Source organism: Solwaraspora sp. WMMA2056, from assembly GCF_030345095.1.
Classification (GTDB): Bacteria; Actinomycetota; Actinomycetes; order Mycobacteriales; family Micromonosporaceae; genus Micromonospora_E.
The window spans coordinates 5,292,482-5,311,284 of sequence record NZ_CP128360.1 but is presented as its reverse complement, the minus strand read 5'-3'; the positions used below and the strand labels follow the sequence as shown (position 1 = coordinate 5,311,284).

Here is an 18,803-nt window from a genome sequence, read left to right as displayed (position 1 = left end):
AGTTGCGCATGAACGAGTTGTCGGATGTGTTGGTGGCGGAGTGTGCGCGGGCGGTGCGGGATGCCGTACCGCTGATCGCCGGCCGGATTCCGGCGGGCCCGGCCGCCCGGCTGGGCCGGTTGGCCGTGCCCGACGACGAGATCACGGCCGGCCGGGACGCCTGGGGGTCTACCGGGCCCGCCGCCGCCGCACATCCCACCGTTCCCGGCGGGTCGGTCGATCCGGCCGCGCTGGTGGCGCTACGCGGCCTGGGACACCTGTCGACCGAACGGCTGCTCGGTGCGTTGGAGCTGACGGTCGCCGATCTCACCCTTTCCGGGGTGCCGGACCTGTCGCAGCTGCTGCCCCCGCCCCCGACCAAAGGTCAGTTCCTGTTCGCCACGACCGGGCACGACGGCGAGGCGCTGTCGGCGGTGACGCTGCTGGAGCGGCTGCGCCCCGGCATCGTCGACCTGGTCGAGACACTGACCCGGCGACTCGCGGCCCACCCGCACGTCGCGCCGCTGCTGGCGGTCTCGCCGGGTGCCGACAACGGGTCCGACGTCGACGTCGACGGGTCCGGAGCCGACAGTGCGGGGTCGGGCACCGCACGGGAGGCGGCGATGGTGGCGCGACACGGGGCCGGACATCTCGCGCTGGCGGTGGCGACCGCCGTCGCCGTCGTCGACCAGGCCCGGATTCCGCCGATCGTCGACCGGGCGGTGGCGACGGTCGGGCTGGGGCTCGGGGTGGCCGTGGAGATTCTGCGGCGGGCACCGATGCCGCCCGGGTACGCCGACGCGCTGCTCGCCCGGATCCGCGACGAGTTCGCGCCGATGCGCAGCTTCGAGCGGGTCGAGGTGACCGGTCAACGATTCGCGTTGCGGGAAGGGCAGCGACCCGTCCTGCCTGTGGTGACCGACGACGCGTTCGCCGGCAACGGGCTGGTCGCGGTCGTCGACGGTGGTGCCGTGGTCCGTACCGGTGCCACGAACGGGGTCGTCTCGGTGGAGTTCGCGGTGTTGGCGCAGCCACCGGAGGAGGTGTCGCTGTCCGGCTGGGAGGAGGTCGTCGAGGTCAGTTGGCGGGCGGCGCAGGGTCGGGCGTCGCTGGTCGGAGCGACCGACGTGGGCGGCGGTCCGTGGCGGCAGCGACGGCGTAACCGGACCGCGCCGTGGCCCGGCGACTACCGGCTGCGGGTGCATGCTCAGGGGCGCGACGACGGCGACAACGAGTTCGAACGCTACGAACTGATGGTGTGGCCGGCACCGCCCACCCCGGATGTCGTGCACCTGCGGACCGATCGACTGGGTCACCGGCTGCGCGGCGAGCCGGAGCCGGTGCGGCAGCCCCGCCCGGAGCACGCGTACCGCTGGGTGCGGCGCGGTCCGCTGTCCGTCGCCGGCACCGTGACGGTGGCCACCGGCGTCACCGTAGACGACGTACTGCGGGCCTTCGGGGCCGATCCGGCCCGACCCACGGCGATCGACGAGATCGAGCAGCAGATGTACGGCGGGGGTCGCCTCGATCCCTGGGTGACCGTGCGTGACACCGGCGGCGCGGTGATCGTGGTGGAGGTCAACGGGTACGAGGGCACCCACGGGTCGGTGCTGCGCACGGCGTCGGCGCGGGGCCGGGCGGCGAGCATGTTCTGGAACGTCAACGCGGTGACCCGGTTGTCCTTCGCCGAGCGGGGTGAGCTGATCGAGTCGTTCGAGCCGTGGGGTGACACCGAGGTCGCCCCGGTCGTCGTCGAGGCGATCGCCGGCCTCGACTTCGACGTGCCCCGCGACCGGGTCGAGAAGGGACTGGTCGCGGTGGAACGGTTCACCGGGTACGGAGTCACCGAGGCGGATGTCGCCCGCATCTGGGACGCCGGCGTGGGCTTTCGGGTCACCGACCAGGACCGGTCGTTGACTTAGTAGGGATCCTAAACAAAGCTGAGGGTGCGCTCCCATCGGCGGTCCCCGTCACCGGGGCCGCGCGGCCACCGTTGCACGGCCGCCCGGCACCGGTGTGACCTCGGAAGGATCGACCATGTCACGAAGAACCACTGTGTACACGGTGCTCGCCGCCCTCGCCATGGCCCTCGGCCTGGCGGTGCCGCTGGCGGCGCCCGCCGCCTCGGCCGCCACCCCGGTGCGGATCATGCCGCTCGGCGACTCCATCACCGCCGGCCCCGGCTGCTGGCGGGCCCTGGTCTGGGACCAGCTGCGCCGCGCCGGGCACACCGACATCGACTTCGTCGGCAGCGCCTCCGACGGCGGCAGCTGCAACTACGGCTTCCCGTACGACCCCGACCACGAGGGGCACGGCGGCTTCTCCGCGGTCGGCATCGCCAACAACAACCAGCTGCCGCCGTGGCTGACCGCCGCACGCCCGGACGTCGTGGTGATGCACCTGGGGACGAACGACCTGTGGGGCGGCTGGCAGTCGATGGACACCATCATGGCCGCCTTCACCACACTGGTCGGGCAGATGCGGGCGCACAATCCGGACATGAAGCTCCTGGTCGCGCAGATCATTCCGCACCACGGCTGCGCCACCTGCCCGGCCGACACGGTCACGCTGAACAACCGCATCGTCGGCTGGGCCGCCGGCCTGACGACGGCCCGGTCACCGGTCGCCGTGGTGGACCAGTGGACCGGCTTCGACGCCGCGACCGACACCGGCGACGGCGTACACCCCAACGACGCCGGGTTCCGCAAGATGGCCGACCGGTTCGCACCGGCGATCGCGCGACTTCTCGGCACGCCGACACCGACACCGACACCGAGCGTGACCGGCACTCCGAGCCCGACGCCAAGCACGACCGGCCCACCACCTGTCACCCCGACGCCGACGGTCGCCCCGACCACGACGCCGCCGGCCGGCGGGAACTGCACGGCCACCTACCGGGTGGCCAGCCAGTGGAACGGCGGCTTCCAAGGTGAGGTGACCGTGCGCAACACCGGCCCGGCGGCGACGTCGGCGTGGACCGCGACGCTCACCCTCGGCGGGGGCCAGCAGGTCGGCCAGGCGTGGAACGCCACCGTCACCCAGACCGGCACGACCGCCACCGCCCGCAACGCGAGCTGGAACGGTAGCCTGCCGCCCGGCGGTACGGCGAGCTTCGGCTTCCTCGCCTCCGGCGTCGGTGCCACCGGAGTCTCCGTGACCTGCGCCGTGAGCTGATCCGACCGTCCAACGGCGTACGCCCCGAGGGGTCTCCTCGGGGCGTACGCTCCAGGTGGCTCACCGTCGACGGGTCACCGACCGGTGAGCCGGTCACGGATCAGCTGGTGACCAGCGCGTCAGCTGGTCTCCAGCGCTCCGGCCGATCGGCCACACATCTGACGCAGCGCCCAGTCCTCGACCCGTACGCCACCGGCGGTGATCTGGGTCTGGCGGGTCTGCGGCATGTAGCCGTCCTTGGCCACGATCATCGTGACCGGATTGTGCCGGTGGTCGAGCCAGTGGGCGTAGCCGCCGTCGGTGCCGGTGGCCAGCGGCAGCTCCATCGTCCACGTGCTCAGCTGCACCGTCGCCCCGGTGATCGGGGTCCGGTCACCGTCGCAGCCGACGGCGGAGACCGTACCGGTGATCTTGCCCCAGGTGTCCGGTGGGGTGACCGTCATCGTCACCGGCACCGCGTCGACCGCGTACGGGGTGTCCTCGAAGACGGCGACGCTGCTGGTGTAGGTGCCCGGCTGGGCCACCTCGGCCGTCAGCGTCATCGTCACGGTGACGCTCTCGCCCGGGGCGATCGTCGCGGTAGCCGGATCCACCGCCAACCACGCGGTGTCCTGCGTCGACCCGCACTGGTCGAAGCCGGGCAGCAGTTCCACGGTCGTCGTCGGCTGGAAACCGGCGACCGACGAGCCGCCGACCCGGTAGAACCCGCAGGCGCTACCCGGCCGGAAACCGGGACTGTTCGCCGCCGGCAGGCTCGACCACGCGTCGGTCACCGGGTCGTAGGCGTACCCCTGGTTGGTGATCGCCGCAAGGCCGGTGCCGCCGCCGGAGACCAGCAGCTGGTTGTCGGCGCTGTGGTACGCCGAGCCCCACAGGTTCACCGGCAGGTCCGCCACCGGTGTCCAGGCGTCGGCGGTCGGGTCGTAGGAGTAGCTGGCGGTCACCGGCTGGCTGTTGGACAGCCCACCGGCGCAGATGACCCGGCCGGCGACCGCACCGCAGGACTGCCAGCCGATCGGCACCGGGTACGGGGCCACGGTCTCCCAGGTGTCGCCGCGCGGGTCGTAGCGGAACACCTGGTCGCTGTTGGGCGTGCAGCTGGTCGTCGTGCAACCGCCGATGACGTACAGCTGGCCGTCGAGCACCGCCGATCCGGCGGCGGCCGACGCGGCCGGCACGTCGGCGCCCGTGCTCCACGCACCGGTGGCCGGGTCGAAGATCAGCGTGTCGGTGTTCAGCGCGCTCCAGCCGCTGACCAGGTAGACCTTGCCGTCGATCACCCCTTCGGCGGCCTGGCTGCGGGGACCGTTGGGCAGGTCGGCGAGCCGGGTCCAGGTCTGGGCGGCCGGGTCGAAGACGTACACCTCCGCCAGCGTCGAGCTGCTGGAGCCGCCGAACGAGTACACCTTGCCGTCGACGGTGACCGCGCTGTTGTCCATCACTGTGCGGGGCAGACCCGGCAGGTTCAGCCACGGTTCAGCGGCCGGGGCCGCAGCGTCCGTCGGGGCCGGCGCGGCGGTCGGCCCGAACCCCGCAGCCGGGTCCGCGCCGGACAGCCGCTCGATCGGTACGTCGACCGGAACGGTGCGCACCGGCGCACCCGGTGCCGACGCGAGCGCCCGGGATCCGACCCGGGTGCCGTCGGCGCGGGCGATCTCGAAGTCGTCGGCCCGTTCGGCCAGCTCCACCTCGGCCGGCGCGCCGCCGGTGTTGGTGACGGTGACGCGGGCCGTGGTCGTGCCGCCCAGCGGTACCGTCGCGGTTACCGGTGCCCCGGTGACGGTCAGCTGGCCGGCGGCCAGGTTGTAGTTGTGCCGGGTGGTCCAGTCCTCGGCGACGTCGGCCCACCGGGTCAGCGGCGCGTACTGGTTCGCCGTAGCGGTGATCCGGTGCCGGCCGGCGGGGGAGAACAGCGCGTAGAACCCGTCGTCGATCCCCGGGTCCGTCGGCGTGGCGACGGTACGGGTGCCCGCGCCGACCCGGTCCACCGGGGTGACCTGCGCACCGACCAGCCCGGCCCCGGTGTTGGCGTCCCGCACGAAGCCGGCGACCAGGCCACCGTCGACCACGAGGCACTCGAACTCGGTCTCGGCGATCCAGTCGACCGCGTTGCGGAACACCCGGGCACTGTCGTCGTGCCAGACCGCCGGTCCGGTGTTGTAGCTGGCCGCGTGCATCGACAGCAGCACGTGTCGGTTGTTCGCCCGCTGCTGCACGCCGATGCCGACCCCGACTCTGCCGGCCTCCGAGGTGACCGCGTTGGCGATGACCATCCGACCGTCACCGCCGTAAGCGTCGAAGAAGCCGTAGTACTTGGAGTAGTTGTCCGTCTCGTCGAAGGCGATCCGCCCGCCGAGCGGGAAGCCGGCCACCACCGGGTGTTCCTGCATCACCTGGTACGACAGGTCACCCTCGGTGTCGTAGACGATGCCGCTGCTGCGGGTACCCGGGTTGCCGGTGTACTGGCTGAGCATGTAGATGCCGTTGCCGCCGGTGTTGGACCAGGTGTCGAGGAACAGTAGACCGACGCCGGCCGCGTCGGTGTCGGCCAGGAACCGCAGGAACGTCTCCTGGCCCGGGTTGCTCGGCTGGTTGACGATGATCGCGTCGTAGCCGGTGACGTCGGTGTCCCAGTCGACCTCGGTGCTCGGCACGCCCTGCGCGTCGAGGTAGTCGCCGAGCTGACCGGCGTCGTCGCCGAGAATGCCGATGCCGGCGGAGAACGCGTAGCCCGGGGCGGTCCCGCACCGCTCGACCGTCGCGGCGACGTCCACGGTCCGGTTGCCGCCGCGCAGCTCGACCGCCTGTTCGACGATGCCGTAGCCGTCGTACTGCGGCTCCACCACCAGCGTGTACCCCGTGTGCGCGGGCAGGGTCACCTGGTAGCGGCCGGTGAACGGGTTGGTGAAGGTGCCGACCGGGGTGCCGTCGACGGTGACCTTGGCGTACAGCGGCCAGCCGTGGCCGGAGCCGTCACGGACCAGACCGCTGAGCGTCACGGTCGGCAGCGCGGTCAGCGCCACGTCGACGGTGGTCGCGCCACCGGCGGTGATCGTCGCTTCGGCGGTCTGCGGGGCGTAGCCGAACGCGGTGACGGTCACCGGGTAGGTGCCGACGGTCAGCCGGGCCGAGTAGGAGCCGTCCGCGCCGGTGACCCGCTCGCGGGCCGGCTCGGTGTCGATGGTGACGGTGGCGCCCTCGATCGGCTTGCCGGTGGCGGCGTCGGTGACGGTGCCGGTCAGGGTGCCGGTGTCGCCGACCGGTGCCGCTTCCAGCAGCGCCAACGCGTCGAGCCGGCCCTCGCCGAAGACGTTGTTGTCGGCGCCGGTGCCGCCGCACTGCGGGTCGGCGGTGTCGATCGCCGTCCGGTCCAGCAACTCGCGGGTAGCGTCGGTGTCGCCGATCAGCGACGGTGCCGCCGACCACAGCAGCGCCACCGCGCCGGCGACGTGCGGCGACGCCATCGAGGTGCCGTCGTCGGTGTAGTAGCTGCTGCCTGGCCCGGAGGAGCGCACCGCGACGCCGGGGGCGGCGATGTTCGGCTTGAACTCGCCGTCCTGGCCGGGGCCTCGGCCGGAGAAGCCGGCGATCCGGTTGTCGCTGTCGTACGCGCCGACCGAGTAGTTGATCGTGCGGCTACCGGGGGAGCCGCTGGACTGGCAGCCCAGCGAGCCACTGTTGCCGTTGGACCAGATGCCGAGGATGCCGGCGGCGTCCCACGCCGTCATCACGTCCTCCATGAACGGATCCATCGACGGCGCCCGGCTGCCCCACGAGTTGTTGATCACGTGTGGCCGTCGGCCCGCGTCGGGGTTCTGCCCGGCGAGGTCGGTCGGGGCGAGCAGCCACTCACCGGAGGAGACCAGCGCGGCGTCGCTCGGGCAGCAGCCGTTCGCCGCGATCCAGGTGGCCTCGGGGGCGACCCCGATCCGGTTGCCGGGGCCGCCGTCGCCGACCATGGTGCCCATCGTGTGGGTGCCGTGGGTGCCCCGGTCACAGGGCCCGTCGGCGCAGCGGCCGTCGGCGTCGAACCAGTTGTAGTCGTGGTCGAACGTGCCGTCACCGAGGTTGCCCCGGTAGCTCGCGACCAGCGCCGGGTGGTCGAACTGCACGCCGGTGTCGAGGTTGGCGACGGTGATGCCGGCACCCTTGGTGCCGTACTGGTCCCACACGTCGTCGGCGTTGATGTTGGCGACACCCCACTCGACGGCTTCGTCCGCCGTGGGGGTGCGGGTCGACTCGTCGGCGGTGGGGGTGCCCGGCGCCGGGTCGATCAGCTGGTACTCGACCGGCTGGTACAGCCCTTCGACGTCGGAGCGGGCCGCCAGCTGCCCGGCGAGCGTCGCCGAACCGTCGTGGACGTAGATCGCGTTGGACGCCCAGAACGACTGGTAGGTCACACCCTGGGTGTCGAGCAGGTGCCGTACGTTGGTCTGGCTGGTGGCGGCGGCGGTCCGCAGCGCCCGCACGACCGCCTCGCCCCGGGCCGTCCAGTCGTCGATCTGGCGGGCCTGCGACAGGTCGGCCTGGGCGGTGAACCGGATCCACAGGTCGGTGCCGCCGGTGGCCTGCAGCGACCGCTCCAGCTCCGGTTGAATCTTGTCGGCGGCACTGCGCGCCGGGGCGTCGCCCGGTTCCGGGCCGGGTCGGGGTGCCGCCGTGGCCGGCAGTGGCGCGACCAGCGCCACCCCGGCCAGCAGCACCAGCGACAGGGCTCGTGCGATGGATCTCATCGATGTCCTTCCGTGGGATCGGCCACGCGGGGTTGGCGCGGTCGCTCCTTACAGGGGTTGGTACGGGTCGCGGCGGTCGCTGTCGAACGCCGCGCCGTCGGGTGCCGGACCGTCGGTCGGCGCGGCGGCGTCGTCTCCGGTGTCGGCCGGTACGGCCACCGCCTCGCCAGGTCCGTCGGCGGCGGGATGATCGGGGCCCGGCGCATCGATGGGCCGGCCCGGCGGCATGTGCATACCGTCATGCTGCTGACCCGACGGGACGCTAGCTATCCAGCAGATACGTCAAAAAACCTGGATGCCACAGTGGATCAGCCTCGTCCGGTGACAGTGGTGTTGCGGACGGGTTTCAGCTGTCCGCCGAGAGAACTCCCGCCTCCATCGCGGCGACCGCCAGTGCCGTCCGGGTGGACACCGACAGTTTGCGCATCGCGGAACGCAACTGCTGATCCACTGTGGCAGAAGACTTGGTCAGGATCCGGCCGATCTCCCGGTTGGTGTGTCCTGCCGCCACCAACCGGACCACGTCCAGCTCGCGGGGGGACAGCTGGTCGCCGTACCCCTTGCGGCCGCCCCGCCAGCGGCGTGGCACCTGCCCGCCGTGCGCGCGCAGCAGCGTCGCCACCCGGTCGGCGTCGCCGCTCGCACCCAGGTCGGACAGCGCGGCGTGGACCTCCGTCAGCAACTCCCGGCCGGGCCCGGTCCGACCGGCTGCCAGCAGCGCCGCCGCCTGTTGTTCGCGGGCCAGCAGGGCGTCGTACGGGCGGGGCAGGGCCGTCCAGGCGCCGGCGGCCCGGTCGAAACCGGCTGCGGCCCGGTCGTGGTCACCGGCGGCGGCGGCCAGCGCCGCCCGGCACGTCGCAAGCGCGGCCTGCGGGCCGGGCGCGTCGCGACCGGCCAGCCCTCGGGCGAACCGGCGGACCAGTTCGGCGGCCGGGCCCGGCCGGCCGGCGGCCAGCAGCGCCGCGACCCGCGCAGGCGCGATATCGGTGGCCCACACCCAGACCCGCTTCGCGACGACGGTCGCCATCGGTGCTTCGGTGACCCGCGCCGCCCGGTCGATCTGACCGTCGTCGAGCCACAGTCGGGCCAGCGCCGCCGCCGGCTCCATCGTGTCGTCCACCGCGCCGCGCCCGGTCGCCTCGTCCAACACCAGCTGAAAATCCTGCTCGGCGGCGGGCCGCCGGCCCTGGGCGGCGGCCAGCCGGCCGGCCAGGCGGACCCCGGCGAGATACACGCCGGGGCGGTCCCGGTCGGCCTCGGCGAGGTCGCCGGCGCGGCGGGCCAGACCGTCCCAGCGCCCCGCGAACCAGTCCAGGTTGGCCTGTTCGATCAGGATGTTGTAGCGCAGTCGGCTCAGCTGCTCGACGTCGGCGAGGTCCATCGCGACCCCCAGGTGGCGTGCCGCGTCGGCGTACCGGCCCCACAGCAGCGCGCCGGTGCCGACATTGGCGTGGATCCGGGCGATGTCCCGGCGTTCGGCCGAGGTCGCGCCATCGATGGGTATCCCTGCCACCAGGTCCCATGCCTCGGGTTCACCGAGCATCAGCAGTGCGGCCGCCCGGTTGCCGGTCAGCGACAGCCGGTCGGCGGCGGCGGTGATGTCGGGCATCAGCGCGGCGGCGCGGCGTAGCCAGCGCAGGTGGGTGACGGCCGGCCACGGGCCGGCGTACGCCCAGCCCAGGTAGGTCATCGCCCGGGCCGCCTCCAACGGATCGTCGAGGTGGTCGACGGCGCGGCCGAGTTCGGTCAGCGCGGCCTGCGCCTCACCACCGATGATCAGTAGCCGACCCAACGGGTTACGGATGTCGGCCTGCTGCCGGGTGGTCAGCCCGGCCGAGCCCAGCACGGTACGCAGCGTGCCGACCACCCGGTGGTACACGTCGTCGACCGGTTCCCGGCGGCCGAGCGCCGCCACCGCTGCCGTACGGGCGATCCGGGCCTGCTCGGGTGCGGGAAGTCGGGCCGTGGACAGCACCTCGTCGAGGGTGACCACGGCCGAGGTGTGGTCCCCGGCGGCGATCATCCGTTCGGCGGTCCGTTCGGCGTACCGGGCCCAGTCGGCGGTCTCGCCGGCCTCCCGGAAGTGGCGGGCCAACCGGGCGACCGGCGGCGGGTCGAGTGCCTCGACCGCCCGAGCGGCGCGCAGGTGCAGGATGCGGCGTTCGGCCCGGGGGACGGCGTCGTAGACCGCGGTGGCGGTGAGCGCGTGGCGGAACCACCACCGGCCGTCCTCGCCTTCGTCACACTGCAGCAGGCCAGCCGCTGCGGCCTCGGCCGAGGCGGTCCGGCAGGCCCGCCGCAGCAGCCCGGCGGTGGCCGCGAGGGTGGCCTCGTCGCACGGCTCAGCCAGGACCGCCGCAGCGCGCAGCACCCGCTGGGCCGGCTGGGTCAACCGGCCGACCCGTTCCCGGGTCGCGTCGCGGACCGACTCCGGCACCTGCAGTTCGTCCAGGCTCAACCGGACCCATCGCCCGTCGCGGTGGACCACGTCCGCCCGGTCGCAGAGCAGCCGCACCGACTCCTCGACGACCAGGGGCACCCCGCTGGTGCGCTGGTGCAGAAAGCTGGCGAACTCGGCCGACATCGGGTTGCCGTCGAGCATCGACGACACCAGCGCCGCCGTGTCGGTCACGTCCAGCGGGGCCAGGGTGATCCGGACCGGTGCGCCGGTGGTCGACGACCGCGCCGACAGACGCAGCAGCAGCGACTGGTCGTCGACCTCCTCGGGCCGGTAGGTGACCACCAGCCCCGGCCCGCCCGGCTGCGGGCGGGCGGCAAGAAGGAGCAGGAACTCCAGGGTGGCCTCGTCGGCCCAGTGCGCGTCCTCCACGACGAGCAGGTCGACCCCGAGCGCGCCGATCACCTCGTCGAGGGCCCGGAACAACCGGTGCCGCGCGGCGCGGGCGTCGTCGGTCGGCTCCGGGGCCGGCGGCAGTTCGGCCGACCATTCCGGTACGAGTGGGCGCAGCGCGCCGGCCAGCGGGCTCAGCCGTACCCCGGTCAACCGGTGTCGGGCATCGCGCAGGCCGTCGACGATCGGGCCCAGGGTCAGCGACTCCCGCATCGGCGGACAGACCGCGAGCAGGGTGCTGGCGCGGCGCCCCGGCAGCGCCGCCAACGCCTCGCGGACGAGGCGACTCTTGCCGATGCCGGCTTCGCCCCGCACCAGCACCAGCGTCGAGGGCCGGGTCAGTGCCCCGACCAGCGTGGCCGTCTCGCCGGCCCGGCCCACGAACCGGGGCGGGCGGACCGCCACCGGGTGCCCACTCACCCGCATCGTCGCAGGCTAATCCTGACCGGACGGTCCGATGGTGACGTGCGTGGGTCAAAGCGCGAACGAGACGAAGAACGGGTCGCGGTCCGTCCCGTGCGATTCGGTGCAACAAATCTGCACATGGCCAGCTATTGCCCTGAGGAAAACCCTTTCCTACGATTGCGTTTCGTTGATGTTTCGCACCAGGGCCGGGTGGGAGGCAGATCGAAGGACATCGCTGACGGCGGGTCTGCGGGACGGGCAACGTCGCCCCGCCGCGAGACACCAGGAGAAGGTGAAGCACCATGAGACGACCAGTCGCACTGAGACTCCTCGCGGCAGCGGCCACGACAGCCGTGGCCGCAACGATCGGGGTGGCCCTGCTGACGCCCCAGGCATCGGCCTCGGTCACCGGCAGCGCCACCGGTTTCGCGACCGGCAACGGCGGCACGACCGGTGGCGCGGGTGGCCAGACCGTACGGGTCAGCACCGGCACCGCCCTGCACGCGGCGCTGTGCAACCGGGCCAGCAGCAGCACTCCGATCATCATCGAGGTGCAGGGCACCATCAACCACGGCAACACCAGCAAGGTGTCGGGCGACAGCTGCAACACCGCCGACGGGGTGATCGAGCTCAAGCAGATCAGCAACGTCTCGATCGTGGGGGTCGGCAGCGGAGCGGTCTTCGACCAGGTGGGCATCCACATCCGCGAGGCCCGCAACATCATCATCCAGAACGTGACGGTCCGTAACGTCAAGAAGTCCGGCTCGCCGACCTCCAACGGCGGGGACGCCATCGGGATGGAGGCGTCCGTCCGCAACGTCTGGGTCGACCACGTCACCCTGGAGGCATCGGGCGGGGAGTCGGAGGGCTTCGACGGCCTGTTCGACATGAAGAACGACACGCAGTACGTGACCCTATCCTACAGCATCCTGCGCAACTCCGGCCGCGGCGGCCTGGTGGGCTCCAGTGAGAGCGACCGCTCGAACGGGTTCGTCACCTACCACCACAACCTGTACGAGAACATCGACTCCCGCACGCCGCTGCTGCGCGGGGGGATCGGGCACATGTACAACAACTACTACGTCAACCTCAACGAGTCCGGGATCAACTCCCGTGCCGGGGCCCGCGCCAAGGTGGACAACAACTACTTCGAGGACTCCAAGGACGTCCTCGGCACCTTCTACACCAGTGAAGCCGGCTACTGGCAGGTCGGCGGGAACATCTTCGACAACGTGACCTGGTCGTCGCGCGGCGGCGACACCAACCCGGCCGGCCCGAATCCGCAGTCCAACACCAGCGTCAGCATCCCGTATCCGTACCCGATGGACGGGGCGAGCTGCGTGCCGAACCTGGTCCGGCAGCTGGCCGGTGCCAACAAGGGCAACCGGGTGTCCAACGGCAGCTGCACCCCGCAGAACCCGGCGCCCACGACGCCGGCACCGAACCCGACGACGCCCGGTCCGAACCCGACCACCCCGGGGCCGAATCCGACGACGCCGGCACCGGGTCAGCCCGGTGGGACCAACCTCAGCATCGGGGCCGGTGCCGACGGGTCCAGCAAGGCCAGCGGCACGAGCTACGGCAACGCGGTCGACGGTGACCTGGGCAGCTACTGGTCGCCGAACGGCTCGACCGGCCGGATCTCGGTCAAGTGGGGGTCCGCGACCACGGTCGCCGCGATCGTCATCCGGGAGGCGTCGGGTGCCGCCGGCAACATCGGTTCCTGGCGGGTCGTCAACAACGACAACGGCGCAGTCCTGGCCACCGGAAGCGGGGCCGGTGTGATCCGGTTCTCGCCGACCTCGCTGAGGAAGATCAACTTCGAGATCACCGGCGCGAGCGGCACCCCGCGGGTCGCCGAGTTCGAGACGTACGCCGGATAACCGACCCATCCTGGGCCCGGCCGACCACTGTCAGCTGCGGTCCAGCGTGATCCCCTACCAGGATGCTGATCCCGGTAGGGGATCACCGGTGCCGGTTTGCCGATGCCCGGGTCCGACCAACGGTGCGAACGGTGCGTTACGCACCGTCATCGACCCTGCGGGCAAATGTCGATCCAGCGTTATTCCTCTGAGGAATAATTATACCCCTGTGGAATAACGGTTTTCGGCAGTACTGCCCCCGAGGGCTCTGACGGGAGCTGCCCGACCAGCCGCGATGCTACGGTTGCCGCATGCACTCAGGTACCGCGTCGCGGAAGCTGCGCCGCCGCCGCTGACGGCGGCAGGGTGACCAGCATTTCCGCGACCTGACTCTGCTCCGCCGTCCCTGGCGTTCCCGCCGGGCGGCGATTGCGCGCTGCCCGGCTCCACGGCGAGCTGAGAGCAGACAGTGAACAACTCCGGGAACAACCCACCATTCGACCTGACGTCAGCATCCGACCTCGGCTGGGGTAGTGGACTGCCAGCCGGTGACCGGGCCCACGTTCGGGCCGACGGACTCCACGTCGTACTCGGCGGACGGGCGGTCCTGGCCGACGTCAGCGTCGTCGTCTCCGCGACGTCGCGGCTGGCCATCGTCGGTGAGAACGGCCGTGGCAAGACGACGTTGCTGCACGTACTGGCCGGCATCATCCGACCCGACCAGGGCACCGTACGGCGCGTCGGCACCTTCGGCGTCGCCCGACAGACCCTTCCCGCCTACGCTGGCGAGACCGTCGGTGACCTCACCATGGGCGCGATCCGCGCCTCGCAGCGCGCGCTGCGGGCACTCGACGAGGCTTCGACCGCGATCGCGCAGGGCCGCCCCGGCGCCGACGAGGCCTACGCCACCGCGCTGGACGCCGCCACCCGCCTGGACGCGTGGGACGCCCACCGTCGGGTCGACGTGGCGCTGGCCGGGCTCGACGCCTGCCCCGACCGCAGCAGGCCGCTGTCGACGCTGTCGGTCGGCCAGCGTTACCGGGTCCGGCTGGCCTGCGTGCTGGGTGCGTACTACGACCTGCTGATGCTGGACGAGCCGACCAACCACCTCGACGTCCGACCCGGGCTGCCCCTGCTGCGCTGCCACGACGTCACCGTGGCGGCACGGTTGTCCCGGCCGGTCACCGTCGAGTTGGACGGCGGCGACCGGCTGCTCGTCACCGGGCCGAACGGGGCGGGCAAGTCGACCCTGCTGGCCGTTCTCGCCGCGCACCTGGCCCCGTCGGGCGGGTCGGTCACGCACCTCCCCCCGGCGCGGGTCGCCTACCTCGGTCAGGAGGTTCCGCCCTGGCCGGCCGACCCCACCGGCCTGCTCGACCGGACCGCCTCGGGCACCCCGGTCGGGCGGATGTCCCACGGTCAGCAGCGTCGGCTCGACCTCGCGTTGCGGTTGGCGCAACGACCGAACCTGCTCATCCTCGACGAGCCGACCAACCACCTGTCGGCGGTCCTGGTCGACGAGCTGACCACCGCCCTGCTGGCCACCCCGGCGGCGGTGGTGGTCGCCACCCATGACCGGCAGTTGCTCGACGACCTGTCGGGGTGGCCGACGTTGCGCCTCGATACCCCGCCCGACGCCGGGACCGACGCCACCTGACCGTTCGAGGTGGTTCGGCGACGGCTCAGTCGCTGCCCGGGTGCCGCACGATCCGGGCGAGCACGTCGTCGCCGTCACGGACGCCGACGACCCGGACCTCGGCGTCGAGGTCGAGCTGCGACAACTCGACCTCGTCGCCGTCGTCGACCACCCGGCACTCGTCGGCGCAGGTCCAGTCGAGGGTGAAACCGTCGATGGACTCGACGGTCAGTGTGCTGCCGTCGACCGACTCGACGGTGCCGCGTTGGCCGACGACCGTACGTGGCCCGTCGTCGGTCTGCACGGTCAGTTCGCCGTGCAGTGCCGCGCCGCGCGGGCCACCACCGGCGAACGGGTGCCGGCCGCCCCACGGCCCACCCCGCCGGCCCGGGTAGTCGTCGCGCCAGTCGGCGAAGCTGTCGTAGTCGTCGATGACGCTGGTCAGCGCCGCAACGCTGACCGGCTCGCCGGTGCCGCCGTCGGTGCCGGTCGGCCCGCCGGCCGCGCAGCCGGCGAGGACCACGGCGGCGGCACCGGCGGTCGTCGCGGTCAGGACACTGGTACGCAGTGAACGTCTCATGCGTACCAGCGTCGGCCAGGGCCACGAAGACCCGGTGAGCCGGACGTTCGGATCAGGTAAGGCCACCCGGGGCCACCGGTCCGCCCGGTCGGCGCGGCAGCAGCACGGTGAACACCGCACCGCCGCCAGGGGAGTGGCCGGCGGTGATCCGGCCGCCGATGCGCTGGGTCAACCCGGCGGCCAGCGCCAGTCCGATCCCGGTGCCGACCGAGCGTTCACCCCGGTAGCGACGGTGCAGCGCGCCGCGTTCGAAGATCACCGCGAGGTCGTCGTCGGTGAAGCCGGGACCGTCGTCGTGCACCTGCACCGCGACGGTGTCCGGCTCCGTGGCCGGCGGATCCGACGGTACGCCGACCCGCACCGTGCCGCCCGCCGGCACCACCCGCAGCGCGTTGTCCAGCAGGATGTCGACGACCTGCCGCAGCCGCCCGGGGTCGGTGCGTACCGGCAGCGGGGCAGGGGGAACGGCCAGCGCCACGGTCACCCCGGAGCCGGCGAACCGGGGCGACCAGGCGGTGACCGCGTCGGCGAGCAGCGTACCGAGGTCGACGTCGGCGACCTCGATGGTGAAGTCGGCGGCCTCCAGCCGGGCCAGCGCCAGCAGATCGCCGACGAGGCGGTCCAGCCGGTGTGCCTCATCGAGCATGATCCGCCCGGTGGGTCCGGTGGCGTCGGCGTCGACGACGCCGTCGGCGAGCGCCTCGGCATAGCCGCGCAGGGTGGTCAACGGGGTCCGCAGCTCGTGCGAGATGGACAGCAGGAAGTCACGCTGCCGGGCCTCGCTGGCGGCCAGCGCGGCGGCCAGGTCGTTGAGGGCGTGGGCCAGCTGCGCCGCCTCGACCGGAGGTTCGACCGGAACCCGGACGGTGCGGTCGCCGGTGCGCAGCCGTTGCGCCGCGTGGGCGGCGGCCCGGATCGGTCGGGACAGCCGGGCGGCCAGCAGCACCCCGGCGACCAGGCCGGCACCGAGCCCGGCGACCAGCGCCAGCCACAGGTTGCTCCAGACCAGTCTGCCGGCCCCGGGACGCAGTGGCTGCAGCAGCACCACGGCCGTCTGTCCGCCGGTGGGTCGACCTTCCACCAGTGTGGGCCGGCCGTCGATGCGGGCCGGCCGGCGGGCGGCCACCGGTTCACCGGCGGCCAACCGCCGGAGCACCGAATCGGGCAGTTGCCGTGGCACCGAACCGGGCGCGATGCCGACCAGCTCGATGCCCTGTCCGGCCAGTTCGCCGGCCAGCCGGTCGAGCAGCGCGGCCCGCTGGGCGTCGTCCGAGGCCCCGCTGACGGCCGCCGCGACCAGGTCGGCCCTGGCGGCCAGCGAGGCCCGTGCGCCGCGTTCGGTACCCCGCACCCCGAGCGGGATCGCGACGGCGGCGGTGACCAGCACCGACAGCAGGGCGACGGCGCAGGCGACCCCGACGGTACGGGCGGTGAGCGTGCCGGTGATCCGATGCCGTACCGGTGGGACGGTGGCGGTCCCGGCTTCAGCCATCGGCGGTGTAGCCGACGCCCCGGACGGTGCGGATCACACCGGCGGCATCGCCCAGTTTGGCGCGGATCTGAGCCACGTGGACGTCGACGGTCCGGGTGCCGGCGTGCGCGGCGTACCCCCAGACGGAGGCGAGCAGCTCCTCGCGGGTGAAGACCCGGCCCGGTCGGCGCATCAGGTGTGCCAGCAGGTCGAACTCGGTCGAGGTGAGTACGGTGGGCCGTCCGGCGGCGGTGACGGAGCGTCGGGCCGTGTCGACGGTGACGGTGCCGAGGGTGTGCACCACCCCGGTGTCGGGCGGGCCGAGGCTGCGGCGTCGGATCGCGCGGATCCGGGCGAGCAGCTCGCGGGGGCTGAACGGCTTGGTGACGTAGTCGTCGGCGCCCAGCTCCAGCCCGACGACACGGTCGACCTCGTCGTCGCGGGCAGTGAGGAAGACGACCGGGGTCCAGTCGTCGTCGGCGCGCAGTCGCCGGCAGATCTCGGTGCCGCTGATCCCGGGCAGCCCGATGTCGAGCACGGCCAGCACCGGTCGTAGCCGGCGGGCGGCGGCCAGACCCGCGTCGCCGTCGGCGCAGACGTGGACACCGTAGCCGTCGCGGGTGAGGTAGAGCCGGACCAGGTCGGCGATCGGCTGTTCGTCCTCGACGACGAGCACCAGTCCACGGTCCGGTGGTGGTGCGGTGGTCATCCGGCAATCATCGTCGGGTCGGGGCACGGCGGCATCAGCTTCCGGTACGGATCAGGTAAAAGTTCCCGGTACGGATCAGGCAAAAGTCGTTGGTGGCGGGTGATTCCCGGATTGTCGAACGGACCGGATGCCGCATCAAATCAGATCACGGTCAATGACTTCACGAACACGCTGTGCGCTCATTAGGCTGATGGAATTCCTAACTCCATAGACGGAGGTAGATCAGTGTCTGTCCTCACTCGATCCGGCACCGGTCGCGCGCACCCGCGCCGGAGCATCCTCGCCCGAGGCGTCGCCGTGCTCGCCACGGCCGTGCTGGCCGCTGGCGCGGCGCTCGCCGGGGCCGCACCGGCGCAGGCCGCCGTACCCGACCGGTGGGGGTTCGCCTACCTGCAGACCCCCACCCCGGCGCCCGGCACCATCCTCGACACCACCCGCCAGTGGGGCGGCTGGAAGGCCGGCGCCCCGGCGCTGTGGGCCACCGTGAACCAGATCGGCGTGGGACGGTACCGGGTGAACTTCCCGAACACGGCCTCGCGCAACGGCGTCGCCCATGTCACCGCCGTCGACAACGCGCCCCGCTGGTGCCAGGTCTTCCAGACCTACCCCTCCGGCAGCAGCCAGATGGTCGAGGTCCAGTGCTACCGGCCCGGTGGTGCCCCGGACAACGCCCGGTTCGTCGTCGACTACACCTCCGCCTCCGGCGTCCTGCCACCGGGGCCCGCGTTCGGCTACGTCAAGGCCAACCCGGTCGGCGCGCTGATGTCGTCGTACAACTCGGCCGGAGCCGGCAACGTGGTCACCCACCTCGGCCCCGGCTTCTACGAAGTGAAGCTCAACGGCCTCGGCAACGCCCTGCTGGACGGCAACCTGCAGGCCACCGCCGAGCACCCGAACAGCCCCCGGCGCTGCAAGATCGCCCGGTGGACCTCCACCGGCGGCACGATCCTGGCGTACGTCTTCTGTTTCGACCCGGCCGGAGCGATGGCCGACAGCTTCTTCAACCTGACCTACCACCGGCAGCGGCCGATCTTCGGTGCCGTCCCGCCGAGGTACTTCGCCTATCTGTGGTCCCCGGCGCTCGGGGGTGGCACCGACTTCAACTCGGCCGGCGGGGTCAACACCATCATGGTCTCCGGCGTCGGGCAGTACATGGCGACCCTGCCGCTGGTCGGCTACCGGATGACCACCGTCCAGGTCACCGCGTTCGGTACCACACCGGACTACTGCAACCTGCAGGCACCGTGGCTGGTCTCCGGCACCACGGTCTTCGTCCGTAACGTGATCTGCTTCAACGCCGCCGGAGCCCAGACACCGAACGACTTCTTCCTCACCTACTCGTCCAACATCTGAACCAGGCCGGACGACCGCTGACCGACGGCGGGTGGGGTGGGGCCGACCGG

General features: G+C 72.3%; 11 protein-coding genes. 5 read left to right on the top strand and 6 right to left on the bottom strand.

Going from position 1 to position 18,803, the window contains the following annotated elements; all coding sequences use genetic code 11:
* The first annotated feature begins 8 nt into the window (after positions 1-8).
* Positions 9-1,901: a DUF6461 domain-containing protein gene (locus O7608_RS23945; RefSeq protein ID WP_289206728.1), complete on the top strand. Its 1,893-nt coding sequence runs from the start codon at positions 9-11 to the stop codon at positions 1,899-1,901.
* 115 nt (positions 1,902-2,016) lie between these two features.
* Positions 2,017-3,153, top strand: coding sequence for a cellulose binding domain-containing protein (locus O7608_RS23940; protein ID WP_289206727.1), 1,137 nt, complete (start codon positions 2,017-2,019; stop codon positions 3,151-3,153).
* 119 nt (positions 3,154-3,272) lie between these two features.
* Here O7608_RS23940 and O7608_RS23935 read toward each other — a convergent pair whose 3' ends face one another.
* The 3 genes from O7608_RS23935 to O7608_RS23925 all read right to left on the bottom strand — a co-directional run bounded on the left by O7608_RS23935 (position 3,273) and on the right by O7608_RS23925 (position 11,163).
* The gene (locus O7608_RS23935) at positions 3,273-7,886 is read right to left on the bottom strand and encodes a S8 family serine peptidase (RefSeq protein ID WP_289206726.1); all 4,614 of its coding nucleotides are present in this window, start codon (positions 7,884-7,886) and stop codon (positions 3,273-3,275) included.
* Between the two features lie 48 nt (positions 7,887-7,934).
* Complete coding sequence (locus O7608_RS23930; protein ID WP_289206725.1) at positions 7,935-8,120, bottom strand: hypothetical protein; 186 nt, start codon at positions 8,118-8,120, stop codon at positions 7,935-7,937.
* 112 nt (positions 8,121-8,232) lie between these two features.
* A complete protein-coding gene (locus O7608_RS23925) occupies positions 8,233-11,163 on the bottom strand; it encodes a helix-turn-helix transcriptional regulator (protein WP_289206724.1) in 2,931 nt (976 codons plus the stop codon).
* A 281-nt stretch (positions 11,164-11,444) separates the two neighbouring features.
* Here O7608_RS23925 and O7608_RS23920 point away from each other — a divergent pair, with 281 nt between their 5' ends.
* Positions 11,445-13,025, top strand: a complete 1,581-nt coding sequence (locus tag O7608_RS23920; RefSeq protein WP_289206723.1) for a pectate lyase family protein — start codon at positions 11,445-11,447, stop codon at positions 13,023-13,025.
* A 448-nt stretch (positions 13,026-13,473) separates the two neighbouring features.
* Positions 13,474-14,661, top strand: a complete 1,188-nt coding sequence (locus tag O7608_RS23915) for an ATP-binding cassette domain-containing protein (protein WP_289206722.1) — start codon at positions 13,474-13,476, stop codon at positions 14,659-14,661.
* 25 nt (positions 14,662-14,686) lie between these two features.
* Here the strand turns inward: O7608_RS23915 and O7608_RS23910 are convergent, their stop codons facing one another.
* From O7608_RS23910 to O7608_RS23900, 3 genes are read right to left on the bottom strand one after another with little or no spacing between them, the layout of a single operon-like run.
* Positions 14,687-15,220 carry a hypothetical protein gene (locus tag O7608_RS23910; protein ID WP_289206721.1) on the bottom strand — a complete coding sequence of 178 codons (534 nt, stop codon included), beginning with the start codon at positions 15,218-15,220 and terminating at the stop codon, positions 14,687-14,689.
* Positions 15,221-15,272: 52 nt separating this feature from the next.
* Positions 15,273-16,712, bottom strand: coding sequence for a HAMP domain-containing sensor histidine kinase (locus O7608_RS23905; RefSeq protein WP_289206720.1), 1,440 nt, complete (start codon positions 16,710-16,712; stop codon positions 15,273-15,275).
* Entirely contained in the window at positions 16,705-17,400 is a 696-nt protein-coding gene (locus O7608_RS23900; RefSeq protein ID WP_289206719.1) for a response regulator transcription factor, read from the bottom strand. Before O7608_RS23900 ends, O7608_RS23905 begins: the two co-directional genes overlap by 8 nt.
* Before the next feature lie 297 nt (positions 17,401-17,697).
* On the opposite strand from O7608_RS23900, the gene O7608_RS23895 reads away from it, so the two are divergent.
* A complete protein-coding gene (locus tag O7608_RS23895) occupies positions 17,698-18,753 on the top strand; it encodes a hypothetical protein (protein WP_289206718.1) in 1,056 nt (351 codons plus the stop codon).
* Positions 18,754-18,803 lie beyond the last annotated feature (50 nt).

Bases quoted from the DNA above. Each gene is read 5' to 3' on its own strand.
- O7608_RS23935 (WP_289206726.1), bottom strand. From the start codon at position 7,886: ATGAGATCCATCGCACGAGCCCTGTCGCTGGTGCTGCTGGCCGGGGTG.
- O7608_RS23920 (WP_289206723.1), top strand. From the start codon at position 11,445: ATGAGACGACCAGTCGCACTGAGACTCCTCGCGGCAGCGGCCACGACA.
- O7608_RS23945 (WP_289206728.1), top strand. From the start codon at position 9: ATGAACGAGTTGTCGGATGTGTTGGTGGCGGAGTGTGCGCGGGCGGTG.
- O7608_RS23925 (WP_289206724.1), bottom strand. From the start codon at position 11,163: ATGCGGGTGAGTGGGCACCCGGTGGCGGTCCGCCCGCCCCGGTTCGTG.
- O7608_RS23930 (WP_289206725.1), bottom strand. From the start codon at position 8,120: ATGCACATGCCGCCGGGCCGGCCCATCGATGCGCCGGGCCCCGATCAT.
- O7608_RS23905 (WP_289206720.1), bottom strand. From the start codon at position 16,712: ATGGCTGAAGCCGGGACCGCCACCGTCCCACCGGTACGGCATCGGATC.
- O7608_RS23940 (WP_289206727.1), top strand. From the start codon at position 2,017: ATGTCACGAAGAACCACTGTGTACACGGTGCTCGCCGCCCTCGCCATG.
- O7608_RS23910 (WP_289206721.1), bottom strand. From the start codon at position 15,220: ATGAGACGTTCACTGCGTACCAGTGTCCTGACCGCGACGACCGCCGGT.
- O7608_RS23900 (WP_289206719.1), bottom strand. From the start codon at position 17,400: ATGACCACCGCACCACCACCGGACCGTGGACTGGTGCTCGTCGTCGAG.